This is a genomic window from Chryseobacterium subflavum, assembly GCF_055762745.1.
Genome location: NZ_JBVTMR010000001.1, coordinates 576980 through 592778, shown reverse-complemented (window position 1 = coordinate 592778; position 15799 = coordinate 576980). Strand labels below are relative to the sequence as shown.

Sequence of the window (15799 nt, the reverse complement as noted above, 5' to 3'; positions counted from 1 at the left end):
AACAATTTCATAATTAACATCCGGCCTTAAAAAGCGACATATCTATTACAAACAATAAATTAATCGTAATATTTTGAAATTTAACCCATTAATAATTTCATAATATTAGGAGTTATCCCTTCACGATTTTACACAAACAATACCTTATGAATCACACGGAAATTATTAACCTTTTTACAAAAAAAACCTTAGGGCTTACTTTTGTTCTTTCGGCGGCAGCATTTGCTTTCGGACAGGAAAAAGCAGCTATATCAGGGACAATTGTTAGTAAAAACAATCAACCTGTTCCTTATGCCTCAGTCACCTTCAGCAATAAAGAAAATAAATTACTGAGTGATGCTGCTCTTACTGATGAAAAAGGACAGTATAAACTTGATCTTGCTCCCGGGAATTACGACATCACCGTTGAAGCAATTGATTACAAAAAAAGTGTAGTTAATAAACAAATTGCAGCTGCGGGAAATATCGGCGCCTTATCCATTGAGCCTGAAAAAAGTGCAACCAACCTTAAAACGGGAGATATACAGGGTGTAACGATTACGGTACAAGCAACAAAGCCCTATAAGGTTGAATTAGATAAAAAAACTTATGATGTAAAAAGTGATTTAACTTCTATTGGTGGAAATTTACAGGATGTATTACAAAACGTACCATCTGTATCCGTAGATCCTGATGGAACTGTAAGCATGAGAGGGAGCTCTAATGTAAGATTTTTGATTAATGGAAAACCGTCAGCATTATTAGGTATTGATGACGGTGCAAATGCCCTGCAAGCAATTCCAGCTGATCAAATTGATAGGATTGAGGTAATTACTAATCCATCAGCAAAATATGATGCTTCAGGTACAGCAGGTATTTTAAACATCATACTTAAAAAAAATAATAAATTAGGATTTAATGGTAGTGTAATTGGAACTTTAGGGTATCTTCCAAAAACAAATCTTAATGTAAATCTTAGTTGGAAGAAAGGTAATTGGAATTGGTTTTTAAATGGCGGCGGCGGATATCAAGAAGGTAAAAATAAAAATAGAAGTACTACAAATTATACTTCAGGAGACCTTCTATCAGCATATCAAAACAGCGAAAATAAAACCAAATCAAATAATTACAATGCAACAGCTGGAGTAGTATATGATATTTCACCCAAGACCTCGATTAATTTAAGTGGAACGATTAGAACGTTTGACAATACCAATGATAATCCTATAAATTACATTGATACAAACAGAAATGGCAGTAGCGTATTTTCAACAAGAAATTCTATTGGAGCTAATACCAACACCGGTATGCAAGGGGACTTTGGAATTGATCATAAATTTGACGATAAAGGTCAAAATATTTCTTTATCCGTAAGCTTACAACGAAATCAATCCAATAATAATTCTGATATTACAGCAACTACCAATGATATTTTTAGCTCTTTTACAAATACAAAAGTGAAGACATTAAATAAATCATTAGTAGGAAAATTAGACTATGAATTGCCCATTGGTGAGCATTCAACATTTAATGCTGGATACAAATTAGATCACAATGATAATGATTATGATTATTTTGCTCAAAATCAATTATCACAAACCCAACCTCCTACTGTAATGGGCCGATTTACAGGATTATCTAATTACACTGAAACATTTAATGCTTTTTATGCACAATTCAAAAGTAAGATGGGAGCATTCAGCTATCAAGTTGGATTAAGAGATGAGATTTCAAATATAAACTTTTCTTATCCATATAGAAATCCGCAAACTCCTGATGTAAATACTGATGTTATTTTAAATAAAAAGAAAAACTATAATAATCTTTTCCCTAGTATTTTCTTAAGCTATGACATAGCCAAAAACAATCAAATCTTATTAAACTATTCCAGAAGAATAGATAGGCCAAGATCATTTTTTATGATTCCTATTCCGTCGCCTAGTGATGTTAGAAACTTGTTTCAAGGAAATCCAGATTTAAACCCTTCATATATTGACTCTTTTGAACTGGGATACAACTTATCAAAAAGTAAAGTAACCATTAACCCAACGTTATATTATAGAAAGGAGAAAGACAACGTACAATTTGCTATCATTCAAAACCTTGCTGATCCTGGTTCATTTACTTCTACTCCATTTAATGTTGGATCAGAAGATCGATATGGTTTAGATTTAAATGGTACTTATGATCCTTTTGCCTGGTGGAAAATAATGGGGAACGTGGACCTATTCGGATATAAAACTAAGGGAGATCTTTTTATAGATGGTAATTTCATCCAGTCTTATGATGGTACTGGATTTTCGAGCAGAGCCAGATTAGCCAATACGTTCAAGTTAGATAAAACATTTAGTATTCAAGTTCAAGGAAATTTCCGAGGCGCACAAAAAAATGCAAGTCAGGAGACAAAATCTATTTACTTTTTTAACTTAGGAGCAACCAAAACTATTTGGAAAGGAAATGGAACAATTGCATTTAATATTCAAGATATATTCAATACTAGAGCAAGACAAGTAACAAATTTTGGACCCAATTATACAAGAGAAATGTACATGCAATGGCAACCAAGACAATTTTCAATCTCTCTTACATACAGATTCAAACAAGGAGAAAAAGTAGAACAACAGAAAAGAAAAAAAGATATTAATTCTAATGCAGGAGGAGACGACGATCAAGGTGGTCCAATGTAATACAAAAAAAATCCCGATTATTAATCGGGATTTTTTTATTTTGCATTTACGGGTACTTTGCTTTTCTCCGCTTCGAAAATTCTTTTTCTTAAATCGCTGGAGGAAAACCGGTGGTCCCTTTTATTATAATAAATTTCTATTCCTTTTTGCTCGCAGTATTTTTTTCCTGTAAAATCACGGTCCATATAATCGTCTCCGATAATTCTTACGTCTATTACAAAAGATTTCAAAATGTCTTCCAGATCTTCTTCTGTATAGTAAGGAATGATTTCATCTACAGCACTCACTGCCTTAAGCTGAATATATCTTTCTACAATGGTCTGAGTAGGCTTATTTTTATTAGGGCGATCATGGGAGGGGTCAATCTGTAAACCTACAATCAGATAATCGCAAACGGTTTTTGCTTCTTCTAACATTTTTATATGTCCTGCATGAAGTAAGTCAAATGAAGAGAATGTAATCCCGATTCTTTCTGTTTTCATATTAGTCTATTTAAAACTTCGCTAAGATAGAAATCTTTTATTCAATTCCTTTCATAGAGAAATATTTTATTAATCATTTATTATAAATTTCTTGAGTTCAGGTATTTTTGCCATTCCCAAACTGTTTTTAATGACTCCTGCAAACTGGTTTCAGCCTTCCACCCCAGCTCACGTTCAGCTTTGTCAGCATTGGCATATGCAACCGTAATATCTCCCTCTCTTCTATCACAGATCTGATAAGCAACCTTTACATCATTTGCCATTTCAAAAGCATTCACCACTTCTAAAACTGAGAATCCTTTTCCGGTTCCTAAATTATAAATATCAATAACGGTATTGGTACTAGAATCTGACATTAATTTTTTTAATGCTGCAACATGAGCCTTAGCAAGATCAACAACATAAATGTAATCGCGGATTGGTGTTCCGTCCTCCGTGTCGTAATCATTCCCCCAAATATTTAATTTTTCACGAATTCCTGCTGCCGTCTGCATCACATAAGGAATAAGATTATTTGGAACTCCAATAGGCAATTCGCCTAATTTACCCGAAGGATGTGCTCCAATAGGATTGAAATATCTTAATAAGGAAATCTTTCTTTTATATGCATTGGCAAAATCTTTAAGGATCTCTTCACCCATTTGTTTAGTTTTACCATAAACACTCTCCGGCATTTTTAATGGGGTATTTTCATCAATGGGCATTACATCCGCCTGCCCGTAAACCGTACACGAAGAACTGAAAATAAAATTAGAGAGATCTCTCTTTTTAAATTCCTGAAGAATATTGATCAGAGAAAATAAATTATTCTCATAATAATCAACAGGTATAACCTGACTTTCGCCAACTGCCTTAGAAGCAGCAAAGTTGATACATCCGTCAATTTGATGAGCATCAAAAACCTGACTTAAAAGCTCCTTTCTTTTTAGATCAAAGGGATAAAAAACAGGTTTCTTTCCGGTAATCTCTTCTATATTATTTAAAATAAATCTTTCAGAGTTAGACAAATCATCTACAATAACAACATCAAAGTTATTATTAAGTAATTCCACTACGGTATGGGAACCTATATATCCAAGACCTCCGGTTACGAGTATTGCCATTTATGTTTATATTTTGATTTTTATTCTTCTTTTTGTCCTATAAATTCAATGTTATCACATTTTACCTCGTTATATCTGTACTTGTTAATTAGTATGATCAGCCATGTTGTAATACAAATAAATCCAAACAACATTACATATTCAAATAAAGGAATATCTTCTTCCATCTTACCAAATTCTTGTATAAACACAGTAGTCAAAACCCCTAAAAACATTACAATAAGAAGTCCGTAAAATAAGTTTAAAAAAAAATAAACTTTTCGATAATTTTAACAAAACCAGGATTAAGCTTATAAAGCTAAATAAAAAGCCAAATGCTAAGATCAACAGCGCAAAATATTTTCCACTGGAAATGCTATCAGACTCACTTTTAAAAAGATTATAAACATCAAAAGTGGCAAAACCAAATATAAAAAGTATACAAAAATTGAATACAATTACAAGAGCATTTAACCACTTATATTTAAATAATCTTTTTTTCATTCTATCCCATAAATTCAAGCACAGCATCCGTAATATACTTCAACTGTTCTTCATCCAATTCTGTATGCATCGGAAGAGAAATCACCTGATCCAATAATTTATCCGTATTTACAAAATCTGCATCATTACTTTCCTGGAAATAAGCTTTTTGCTTTCTTAATGCTACCGGATAATAGATCATCGCAGGAATTTCTTTTTCTGCAAGGAATTTTTGTAACTCATTACGTTTTCCGTTTACTATTCTTAAAGTATACTGATGAAATACGTGGGTTGTGTTTTCGGCTCTTTTTGGTGTTAATATGTTTGGGTTTCCTGCAAAAGCCTCATCGTAATAATCAGCAGCTTTTCTTCTCGCTTCATTATAGGAATCAAGATTAGGAAGTTTTTTCCTTAAAATAGCAGCCTGAATACTGTCTAAGCGAGAGTTCACTCCTACTTCATCATGATAGTACCTTTCATACATTCCATGATTAACAATTCCTCTTAAACGGTGTGCCAGTTCATCGTTATTGGTAAAGATAGCTCCTCCGTCTCCATAGCAACCTAAATTTTTAGAAGGAAAGAATGAAGTGGTACCTACCGTAGACATCGTACCTGCCTGTTTTACAGTTCCATCGGAAAACGTATAGTCTGAACCAATTGCTTGCGCATTGTCTTCAATAACGAATAAGTTATTCTCTTCAGCAATTTTCAGAATTTCTTCCATATTAGCACATTGTCCGAAAATGTGTACGGGAATGATCGCTTTCGTTCTCGGAGTAATTGCTTTTTTAATCTGTTCCGTAGAAATTGTGAATGTATCGTAATCTACATCTACCAAAACAGATTTAAGTTTCAATAAATGAATAACTTCTACAGTAGCTGCAAAAGTAAAATCAGCAGTGATCACCTCATCTCCTTCTTTAAGGTCTAAAGCCATCAAAGCAATCTGTAAAGCATCAGTTCCGTTTGCACAAGGAATAACATGCTTTACGTCTAAATAAGATTCCAATTCATTCTGGAAGGACTTCACTTCTGGGCCGTTTATAAAAGCCGCAGAATCCATTACATTTAATACTGCATTATCTACATCATTCTTTATCTTGTAATACTGACTTTGCAAGTCAACCATCTGAATTTTTTTCATAAATAAATATTTCCGTAAAAATAAGGAATTTAAAATCCATTCAAAAATTTTATTGATTTTGTTTTACCTTTATACAAAATAACTCCATGAAGAAAACTCTACTCTTTTGTTTCTTAACCGGTTACTCTCTGGCTTTTGCACAAACAGCACTGGTATTCGTGTATTTCACTGATAAGCCTAATAAGTCAGCATTTTATGCTAATCCCCTTTCTGAGCTTAGCCAGAAATCATTGAACAGACGCACGGCTTTGGGAATTCCCCTGAATGATCAGGATGCTCCCATTGAGCAATCTTATATTCAGAATATCCAAAACCTTGGTTTTACAGTTACCGATTACTCAAAATGGCTTAACGGAGTAGCCGTAAATGCTACTTCAGCCCAGATTGCAACACTTCAGTCACAACCCTATGTCCAGTCGGTAGAAAGTTTTGCAAGAAATGCTTCTGCAGGGACCAAACAGACCAACCCTAATAAATGGGAAAATTTTGACAATACAAATAAAAACCTGACCACATTTGATTATGGTTCAGGCTCAGAACAAATTGATCAGATCAATCTAAGACCTCTTCATCTTGCAGGCTTTACGGGAAATGGTGTAGCCATCGCAGTTATAGACACCGGATTTCCGACAGTAAACACAGGCTCTGCTTTTGCCAGATTATGGACCAATAATAAAATTAAAGGAGGATTTGATTTTGTCACTAAAACGAATGATATTTATAACCCCTCACTCAATGTCCATGGCTCTGTTGTTTTAGGTGCAATTGGAGGTTATATTCAGGATATATTCGTTGGTTCGGCACCTGATGCTGATTTCTATCTTTACCGCAGCGAAAATTCCCTTGTAGAAATTCCTGAAGAAGAATTATACTGGATTGAAGCAGCAGAGGAAGCTGATAGAAAAGGGGTCGACCTTATTACTACATCTCTGGGATATACCACATTTGATGATACACGATATAATTATCAGTATTCTGATATGAATGGAAGCACATCTTTTATAGCCAGAGCCGCCGGGATTGCAACAACCAAAGGTATTTTTGTATTAATTGCAGCAGGAAACTCGGGACAGCTTCCCTGGCATTACATCAGCACTCCTGCAGATAATCCCCAGGTGTTTACGATAGGCTCAGTAGATTCTTCCGGAATCTCATCCGGATTTTCATCTTTCGGGCCTAATGCGTTGGGTGTAATAAAGCCAGACGGCAGTACAAGAGGTACTGCATCCGCTACTGTTTTCAATAATTCAATAACTTCTGCTACAGGAACCTCAATCGCAACACCAATTGCTGCAGGTGGAGTAGCTTGCTTAATTCAGGCTTTTTCCAATATGAACCGAGATCTGATGAAAAATAAATTACGACAAACGGCCTCATTATATCCTTCCCACACAGATCAGATGGGTTATGGGATTCTTAATTTCGGAAACTTCTATAATGGAACTTTAAACACTTCCGAAGCGGTAAAAAAGCAAAAAGTTACTATATTTCCAAATCCTGTAAAAAGCATTCTAAATGTCGCATCAGAAGCAGATGTTATTTCATTGGAAGTTTATGATAACCTGGGTAGGCTCATCATCCGGAGCAACCATCAAAAGTCGATTAAAGTTGAGCATTTTCCGAAAGGTACTTATTACCTTAAGATTCAGACAAAAGATAAATCTTATTATGAGAAATTTATAAAAGAATAAACAAAGTCCACTCAAATTGAGTGGCTTTGTTATAACGAGATTAATTATAATAGTTTTGAGATCGTTTGCTAAGCTGAGTTCCTACTCGCATTAATATTTCCAAACAATGATCTTGTTACCAGCTTTTCATAAGCTTCTTTGTTCCCTTCTCCTTTCTGGATCTTCATTAAAGCATATTGCTGGATGCTTAACAAAGGCAATACAATCTTTTCACGGATCTTTACAGATTTTCTTGACAATGGATCTTCTTCCTGAAGCATGGTAAATCCGGTAAGTTCAAGCATGATATCTTTTGAAAGGTTATATTCTTCAAAGAGCACATTCCAGAATGCTCCGAATTTCGGATTGTTTTTAATATAGTAAGTAAGCGGGAAATAAGATTTATTCATACTCATCATAGAGTTTAAAACTAAAGTTTTAAAGAAGTCCGAACCTTTGTATAATTCTCTTACTTCTTCAAACCTTCCCTGCTTTTTCATTTCCTCCATTGCAAAACCAAAACCAAAAAATCCCGGCACATTCTGCTTCAGCTGGGACCACGAACCCACAAATGGAATAGCCCTTAGATCTTCGAATTTCAATTCGTTCCCGTTTCCTCGTTTTGATGGACGGCTTCCAATATTCGTTTTACCATAGTATTCCAATGTACTCATTTCCTGCAAGTACGGAACGAACATCGGATGTGCTTTCAGATCAGAATACTTTTTATAACTCATCTCTGCCAGCTCACTGATCAGCTTTCTTTCTTTTTCAGTAAGGTCTTTTTTAGAGTTTTTAAATACATCGTTTTCCACTCCCGCCGTTAATAGTTGCTCAAAATTGTATTTTGCCTGCTCTTTATTTCCAAAAATACTGGTTATAGTCTGTCCCTGAATGGTTAGCTCAATTTTATTATTGGCAATGGTATTTCCCTGAGAAGCATAAAAATCATGGGTCTTGCCCCCTCCTCTGGCCGGAGGTCCTCCCCTTCCATCAAAAAATACGACTTTGATCCCCCTTTGTTCGGAAAGTTTAGTAAGAACTTCTTTAGCCTTGTAAATCTCCCAGTTGGCCTTTAAATACCCACCGTCCTTTGTTCCATCGGAAAAGCCCAGCATAATGGTCTGCTGATTACCTCTTTTTTCAAGATGTTTTTTATAAACCGGATTTTCGTAAAGTTCTTTCATTACCTTTTCAGCATTATCAAGCCCTTCCATGGTTTCAAACAAAGGAACAATGTCCATATTGATATTTTCTTCCTGATAACCGCAAATTTTGAAAAATGCATATACATTCATCACATCTTTCACAGCATCGGAATTGGATATAATATAACGGTTCATTCCTCTCATACCATTCAATTGCTGAATTTCAGCAACTTCTGAAACAGTAAGCAAAGTATCCTTTACAATGCCTTCAAAATCATCAGCCTTAACTGTTTTTAAATCCTGAATTAATCGGTTGAATTTTTCATTATGATCAGCTTCCTTATCTCCATATAATTTTGCAAAAACTTCATCTATAACCTGCTGATGGATCCTGCTGTCCTGACGAATATCTAATGTGGCGAAATGGGTCCCGAAAATTTTAACCCGGTCTTTGAAATTCACGAGAAGATCTAAAAATAATGAGTTATGTTCCCGTATAAGAAAATGTTCTGCTTCATCTGCCCTTTTCAGGATATCTTCAGTGGTAATTTTGTGGTTATTAAAAATAGCCGCATACAATTCATCATTAAGCTGTTGTAAAACTTCCGACACGCCTCTGAAACTTAAACGTCTTCTGATAAATTTTAAATGGCTGTAATAAGATTTTAAAATTGCAGAACGAAGTTCTTCAGCGACTCTTTTGGTAACATCAGCCGTTACAAAAGGGTTACCATCCCGGTCTCCTCCCGGCCAAAAACCAAGCTGTATGATATCTTCATGCAAATGAAAATGTCCGTTTCCGAATGTTTTTCTGATCTTGGTAAACAATTCACCAATGGTATCGTAATACACATAGCGTAAATAGGAAATGATACTCAATGCCTCATCAATAGGAGTCGGTTTTTCTTTATTAACAAAAGGAGTTTTTCCCAGCTGCTGAAGAAGCATATCAATATTGGTAACAGAATCAGTGGTAATCGCTGACCTTAAATCCTGAATGATCCTCTGTACAGAACTTGGATAAAATTGTGTAGGGTGAGCGGTGAACACAACCTTTACTGTAAAATCCCTCAACTTTTCACGAACTTTTTCAAGTTTATGATCCTGCTGGGAGCGCTCAAAAAGATTGGTTACCGTTCCATTATCGCTCTCCGAATGTAGATTCGGAAAGGCAGCATCTTCAATACTGTCAAATAAAACTACCTGCCTTTCGATATATTGTATGATTTTAAAAAGCAATTCCAGTTTCTGTTCCTCAGTATGCAGGTCGGTATGGCTTTTAAAAAACTCCTCTACGATTTCTTCAGGGGTCTTTCCGGCCTCGTAACCGTTTTTGCTTTCTTCGTATAAAAATGGGAGTAACATCCCGATATTGGTCATTTTATCATAAGGCAAACTCATAAATAATGAATTGTAGATCTGGAATTTATTTTCTACAATCTGCCTGAATTTCTCTGCGCGTTGGTCATGTATCATATAACAAATGTAAGCGATTTTGAAATTAATTTAATTGACAAATGACAAAAATTAAGACCAAAATGCAAAAAAATAATATTAATTTTATAAATACTTTTGCAGAATAAACACATAAATTAACCATGAACTATCTTTGGAAAAGATTCAACTAAATTATTCTTATTTTTTTTAATTATTATTTCTTTATTAGGAACATTTTACAAACACATTTCTTTTGGTTGGGGATTGGGAGATCTAATAGGATATGCTATTTTATACTTAACAACAATTATCCATTTAATTTTTACTTTAATTTTTAGAAAAAAAAGCAATTCATTTCATGCTATTCTCACTTTGATTTTTTTAATTCAAACTATTATAATTGTTTTAAAAGCTACTATTTGGCGCGGTTCTGAATATCCTTGGAACGGAAATGTTTTTTTATGAATCTCGTGTAAATTGAGTTTAAAATGTATATTCGCAAAAAATTTAACCAGAAATGAAATTCGGAATTATTTTTTATGCAATTTTAGGAAGTTTAGCTTTATTCATAGGTATTTATTTACTACAATATTTTATTCCTCTTTCTATTATTTTTTTCATTGCTTCATTCATCAATGGCGTTTTCATTTATAAAGAATATTCTTTTCATAAAAGTGATAAAATTGAATATGATGAAAATTCAGTTCCTGATGAAATTATAATCAAATATTCGCGTTCGGGTAGAATTATTGCTATTGCCACTTACGGTATATTTGTGATTCTAGGTTTGTTTTTTCTTTTAGGTTTTAAATTCAAATTTAACGGAGCTGCAATATTTATATTATGTATACTTCTTGGATTTACTGGCTATTTTATGTTCAAAATAATTTCAGAGATCAAAAAAATATCACAAATTATCATTTCTATTAATGGAAAAGGGATTCAGGTAAAAAATAATACTAGGTATTTGTGGAGTGAAATTCAACTTGAAAAGATTATTGTAAAGCGTTTGGTGAGCCGTGAATCTAAACATGATTATAAGCCTGAAATAAATTATTTATACTTTTTCCACAACAATGAAAAAATAGAAATCAACATTGATGATTTTGATATTACAGATGGTCAGCTTGCACAAGTTTTGAAAATATTCAGAGGTCGTTTTAATAATTCAAGTATAGTATAGTTTTGATTACCAAATATTAATACCTAAATTTACTCTTCACACTATCCATCATCCATGAAAAAAATATTTACTTTTTTACTCGTAGCCCTTCTCTTCATCTCATGTGAAAAAGATTGTTATAATGCTCCTATGCCGATCCTTTTTAAGTTTGTGGATTCTAATGATGAAAATCTTATTGCCAATGGAACATTGACAACTTATTCAGTTCAGGACGAAGATAACAATAGCGTACAACTATCCAAAACATCTGACAATATGATCATTGTAGAAAATGTAGGTGCTTATAATGGAACAAAAAAGTATAAATTCTTTTCTAATATTAAAGACTTAGATTTTTCAATACAGTCATCAGAATTTAATGGAGGGTGTGATGGCTATCAAATCAATAAATTAACGTTTACAGGTATAGATATTGATGTGACTGCTGAAAAAGGATATTATAAAATTGTATTGGAATAATTCTCTTTCTTAAATTTGCACCGGAAACACATTCTCTATGAAAGTAATCATCGCATTTTCCCTGATTCTCTCCAATCTGCTTTACAGCCAGATCAAGGTTCCTGATGATTATAAAAAAATTCCTGATATTCTCGATACGGTAGAATACCTTTACCCGTTCATTGTTCCTGATAAAGACTATGCTTACTGGCGCGTTCTGAGCAATGATATGGACTATGAAAAATCAGTACTCTATGAAAGCCAGGCTCCTGACTTTATGACCATCAATGAACCTGTTCCTGAAAAAGGTTTTTTCCAGAAATGTATTGGGAACAACTGCTTTTCATATATTCTTGCGTGCAAAAACGAAAGGTCTGTTTATTTTTCCAATGAACAGCAACTGAGAGATTTTCTCGGAACAGTAGACAATCTTCCGGAGGCTATTTTACTGGCAAAAACGTATGGGTATTCTGTGGATACAAGTAACCGATTTACCGGATCATATAAAATAGAAGAAAAATACGTTTCCTTATTTGGTTTAAAATCTAAAGCCTGTCCCGCTACAAAAGAATCTTTTCTTATAAAAATTAATAGAAAAACAGGAAGACTCGAAGCAAAAAGTAATGGAGTGTATTATAAAAGTAATGACTGCAATACCCAATAAAAAAACTACTCTTGAGAGTAGTTTTTTCACAAGATTAAATATTAACAGCTCCCTGTCCGGACGCAATCAGATAGGCTTCCTTCAATGTCTCTGAGTACGTAGGATGTGCATAGGAAATACGGAACATGTCCTCTGCTGTCACTTCATATTCCTGGGCTATAACCCCCTGGGCAATTAAATCCGCAGCCCTTGCTCCAATAATGTGAACTCCTAAGATCTCACCATATTTAGGATCTACCAGTACTTTTGCAAAACCTTCCGTATCCATCGATGCTCTTGCCCTGGCACTGGCCGAGAAAGGAAACGATCCTGACCTGTATTCGATCTGATTTTTTTTAAGATATTCTTCTGTAAATCCAACAGATGCCACTTCCGGCCAGGTATACACCACTGAAGGAATACGGTCATAATGGATATGGCGATTCTGGCCATTGATTGTTTCTGCAACAAGAACCCCTTCTTCCTCCGCTTTGTGTGCCAACATTGCACCACCGATAACATCACCTATTGCATAAATCGTAGAAACTGCTGTGCGGCATTTTTCATCTACTTCAATAAAACCACGGTTATTAATCTGCACCCCTGTATTTTCAAGTCCTAACCCTTCTGTATAAGGTCTTCTTCCCACCGCCATCAATACATAATCTCCTTCCAGCTCATTTTCTTTTCCGCCTTGATCACGAAAAAAAACTTTTGCTGAAGCTCCCAAATTTTCCGCTTTATAAACAGACTGGTTAAGATGTATTTCAATTCCTTCTTTTTTAAGAATCTTTTGAAGGCTCCTGCCCAACCCGTGATCCATTGTGGAAATAAGATGATCCGCGTATTCAAGAATGGTAACCTTAGTCCCTATTCTGCTAAAAATAGAGGCCATTTCAACACCGATTACCCCACCACCGATGATTATCATCGTTTTAGGCTTTTCCTGAAGAGAAAGAGCTTCGGTAGAAGTGATTATTCTTTTCTTATCAATTTCAATCCCGGAAATAGTTGAAGGCTTGGAACCTGTTGCAATGATGTAATGTTTAGCCACAGCAGTTTGTTCACCTTCCTTTCCGCTGATCTGTATAGTGGAATCATTAATAAATCGGGCCATTCCCTGAATATGGGTGATTTTATTTTTATTCATTAAAAATTCAAGTCCGGAAGTATTTTTAGTTACGACCTCCGATTTCCTTTTATACATCTGGCTAAAATCAAGATTAATTTCATTGAGCATAATTCCATGGCTCCCAAACCCGTGCTGTGCTTCTGCGTAGTGATGGGTACTATCCAGTAATGCTTTTGTAGGAATACAGCCAACGTTTGTACATGTACCTCCCAATGTTGTATATTTTTCTATGATTACAGTTTTATAACCCAGTTGTGCACTTCTGATTGCAGCTACATATCCACCAGGGCCAGAGCCTATTACAGCAACGTCATAATTTTCCATTGATTTATTAATTTATTTATAATTAAATTTGCTTGCAAAATAAAAGTAAAATTAAATAAAAACTTTCATTTTGCAAGTGTTTTTTTTTTTTTCAATTAAAATTATGAGTAAAAAAAGATCCGACTGCCCTATCAGCTCTTCCCTTGAAATATGGGGAGATAAATGGTCCCTGCTTATCATCCGTGACCTTATGCTTCATAAAGAATGTACTTACGGAGCTTTTTTGAAAGCAGAGGAAAAAATAGCCACCAATATATTAGCCTCGAGGTTACAACATTTACTGGAAAACGGTATTATTGATAAAAAAGATCATCCTGAAAATAAATTAAAAGTCATTTATTCTCTCACTGAGAAAGGAATTGACCTCGTCCCTATCATCGTAGAGATCAATCTTTGGGGTGATAAATATTTATCAACACCTCCTGATAAAGTAGAGATGCTGAAAAGAATAAAAAAAGATAAAGAAAAGTTTATAGAAACTGCCAAAGCGTACCTGAAGGGAAAATGATACAATTCCCATACACTAATAGTTTTCATAAAACAGAATCATAATAATTTTAAAACTCCATTAACTCAGTTTTCACTTTGTATTCCGTAAATTTGAGTAAAATAAATTTACACTAATGCTCAATTTCGAATTTAAAAATCCAACCAAAATACTTTTTGGAAAAGGTGAAATCGCTAAAATTTCAAAAGAAATTCCTGCTGATGCCAAAATATTAATGATTTACGGAGGTGGAAGCATTAAAAGTAACGGCGTTTATGATCAGGTAAAAGAAGCTTTAAAAGATTATGAAGTGCATGAATTCGGGGGTGTTCCAGCTAATCCGGAATACGAGGTACTTATCAATGCACTGCAGGTGATCAAAGAGAAAGGAATTACTTTTCTCCTGGCAGTAGGTGGCGGTTCGGTTATTGACGGAACGAAATTTCTTTCCGCGGCAGCCAACTACCATAGTGAGCCTTGGGAAATCCTCACCAAACCGGTAAGAACCTTTGAAGGAGAAGGGATGCCTTTCGGAAGTATTCTGACTCTTCCTGCAACAGGTTCCGAAATGAACTCAGGATATGTTATTTCAAGAAGAGAAACTAACGAAAAATTATCCACAGGAGGTCCCGGTCTTTTCCCGCAATTTTCAGTTTTAGATCCGGAGGTTGTACGATCGATCCCTAAAAGACAAATCGTTAATGGAATTACTGATGCATACACGCACGTTCTTGAACAATATATGACGGCTCCATCTTCTGCAGACCTGCAGGAAAGAATTGCAGAAAGTATTTTGATCAGTCTTCAGGAAACGGCTCCAAAAGTAATGGCCGACAATTTTGATTATGATGCTGCCGGAAATTTTATGTGGTGCTGTACCATGGCTTTGAATGGTCTGATCCAGAAAGGAGTGATTACAGACTGGGCCGTTCATGCTATGGGTCATGAATTAACAGCTTATTATGGCATTGATCACGCGAGAACTTTAGCCATCATTGCCCCTTCTCATTACCGATATAATTTTGATTCCAAAAAAGGAAAACTGGCACAATATGCTGAAAGAGTTTGGGGAATTAAAGAAGGAAGTATTGAGGAAAAAGCAGAAGCCGGTATTAAGAAGCTGGAAGAATTTTTCCACAGCTTAGATGTCCAGACTAAACTCTCAGAATATACCCAAGAATTTAAAGGTACTGCTGAAAGAGTGGAAAAAGCTTTTACAGACAGGAACTGGCTAGGTCTGGGAGAATACAAAAAGTTAACTCCTCAGGATGCTTATAAGATCGTAGAAATGAGTTACTAAACAGATTTGATGCTGGAAGTCAGATAATGGAAGTTATTTGAATGATCAATTCCTTCATTTTAAAATATATAAATTCTAATCGTTTCTGACTTCCAACTTTTAATACAAAATTATTTTATTTGTAAACATTTGTTTAAAAAACCTTAATTTCATTATCTATATTTCAAATTTATTTAT

General features: G+C 34.6%; 12 protein-coding genes. 7 read left to right on the top strand and 5 right to left on the bottom strand.

Going from position 1 to position 15799, the window contains the following annotated elements; all coding sequences use genetic code 11:
• Positions 1–146: 146 nt before the first annotated feature.
• Positions 147–2666 (top strand): TonB-dependent receptor domain-containing protein, encoded by a 2520-nt coding sequence (locus tag AC0INN_RS02665; protein WP_273647537.1) that lies wholly within the window; start codon positions 147–149, stop codon positions 2664–2666.
• Positions 2667–2701: 35 nt separating this feature from the next.
• Here the strand turns inward: AC0INN_RS02665 and AC0INN_RS02660 are convergent, their stop codons facing one another.
• The 3 genes from AC0INN_RS02660 to AC0INN_RS02650 form a co-directional block, all read right to left on the bottom strand.
• The gene (locus AC0INN_RS02660; RefSeq protein WP_273647536.1) at positions 2702–3148 is read right to left on the bottom strand and encodes an adenylyltransferase/cytidyltransferase family protein; all 447 of its coding nucleotides are present in this window, start codon (positions 3146–3148) and stop codon (positions 2702–2704) included.
• Positions 3149–3228: 80 nt separating this feature from the next.
• The gene (galE, locus tag AC0INN_RS02655) at positions 3229–4251 is read right to left on the bottom strand and encodes a UDP-glucose 4-epimerase GalE (protein ID WP_273647535.1); all 1023 of its coding nucleotides are present in this window, start codon (positions 4249–4251) and stop codon (positions 3229–3231) included.
• 484 nt (positions 4252–4735) lie between these two features.
• Positions 4736–5860, bottom strand: coding sequence for a DegT/DnrJ/EryC1/StrS family aminotransferase (locus AC0INN_RS02650; protein WP_306611551.1), 1125 nt, complete (start codon positions 5858–5860; stop codon positions 4736–4738).
• Between the two features lie 86 nt (positions 5861–5946).
• On the opposite strand from AC0INN_RS02650, the gene AC0INN_RS02645 reads away from it, so the two are divergent.
• On the top strand, positions 5947–7551 hold the full coding sequence (locus tag AC0INN_RS02645) for a S8/S53 family peptidase (RefSeq protein WP_306611549.1): 1605 nt from the start codon (positions 5947–5949) through the stop codon (positions 7549–7551).
• 68 nt (positions 7552–7619) lie between these two features.
• Here AC0INN_RS02645 and AC0INN_RS02640 read toward each other — a convergent pair whose 3' ends face one another.
• A complete protein-coding gene (locus tag AC0INN_RS02640; protein WP_273647532.1) occupies positions 7620–10154 on the bottom strand; it encodes a phosphoenolpyruvate carboxylase in 2535 nt (844 codons plus the stop codon).
• A 478-nt stretch (positions 10155–10632) separates the two neighbouring features.
• Here AC0INN_RS02640 and AC0INN_RS02635 point away from each other — a divergent pair, with 478 nt between their 5' ends.
• Genes AC0INN_RS02635 through AC0INN_RS02625 form a run of 3 tightly spaced genes read left to right on the top strand, consistent with a single transcriptional unit; the run spans position 10633 to position 12400 of the window.
• The gene (locus tag AC0INN_RS02635; protein ID WP_273647531.1) at positions 10633–11298 is read left to right on the top strand and encodes a hypothetical protein; all 666 of its coding nucleotides are present in this window, start codon (positions 10633–10635) and stop codon (positions 11296–11298) included.
• Positions 11299–11352: 54 nt separating this feature from the next.
• Complete coding sequence (locus AC0INN_RS02630; RefSeq protein ID WP_273647530.1) at positions 11353–11757, top strand: hypothetical protein; 405 nt, start codon at positions 11353–11355, stop codon at positions 11755–11757.
• 37 nt (positions 11758–11794) lie between these two features.
• Positions 11795–12400 carry a hypothetical protein gene (locus AC0INN_RS02625; protein WP_273647529.1) on the top strand — a complete coding sequence of 202 codons (606 nt, stop codon included), beginning with the start codon at positions 11795–11797 and terminating at the stop codon, positions 12398–12400.
• 34 nt (positions 12401–12434) lie between these two features.
• On the opposite strand, the gene lpdA is transcribed toward AC0INN_RS02625, so the two are convergent.
• Positions 12435–13835, bottom strand: a complete 1401-nt coding sequence (gene lpdA, locus AC0INN_RS02620; RefSeq protein ID WP_273647528.1) for a dihydrolipoyl dehydrogenase — start codon at positions 13833–13835, stop codon at positions 12435–12437.
• 103 nt (positions 13836–13938) lie between these two features.
• Between lpdA and AC0INN_RS02615 the strand changes: the two genes are divergently transcribed.
• Both AC0INN_RS02615 and AC0INN_RS02610 read left to right on the top strand, forming a co-directional pair.
• Complete coding sequence (locus AC0INN_RS02615) at positions 13939–14343, top strand: winged helix-turn-helix transcriptional regulator (protein WP_273647527.1); 405 nt, start codon at positions 13939–13941, stop codon at positions 14341–14343.
• 115 nt (positions 14344–14458) lie between these two features.
• The gene (locus tag AC0INN_RS02610; RefSeq protein ID WP_273647526.1) at positions 14459–15622 is read left to right on the top strand and encodes an iron-containing alcohol dehydrogenase; all 1164 of its coding nucleotides are present in this window, start codon (positions 14459–14461) and stop codon (positions 15620–15622) included.
• Positions 15623–15799: the final 177 nt, after the last annotated feature.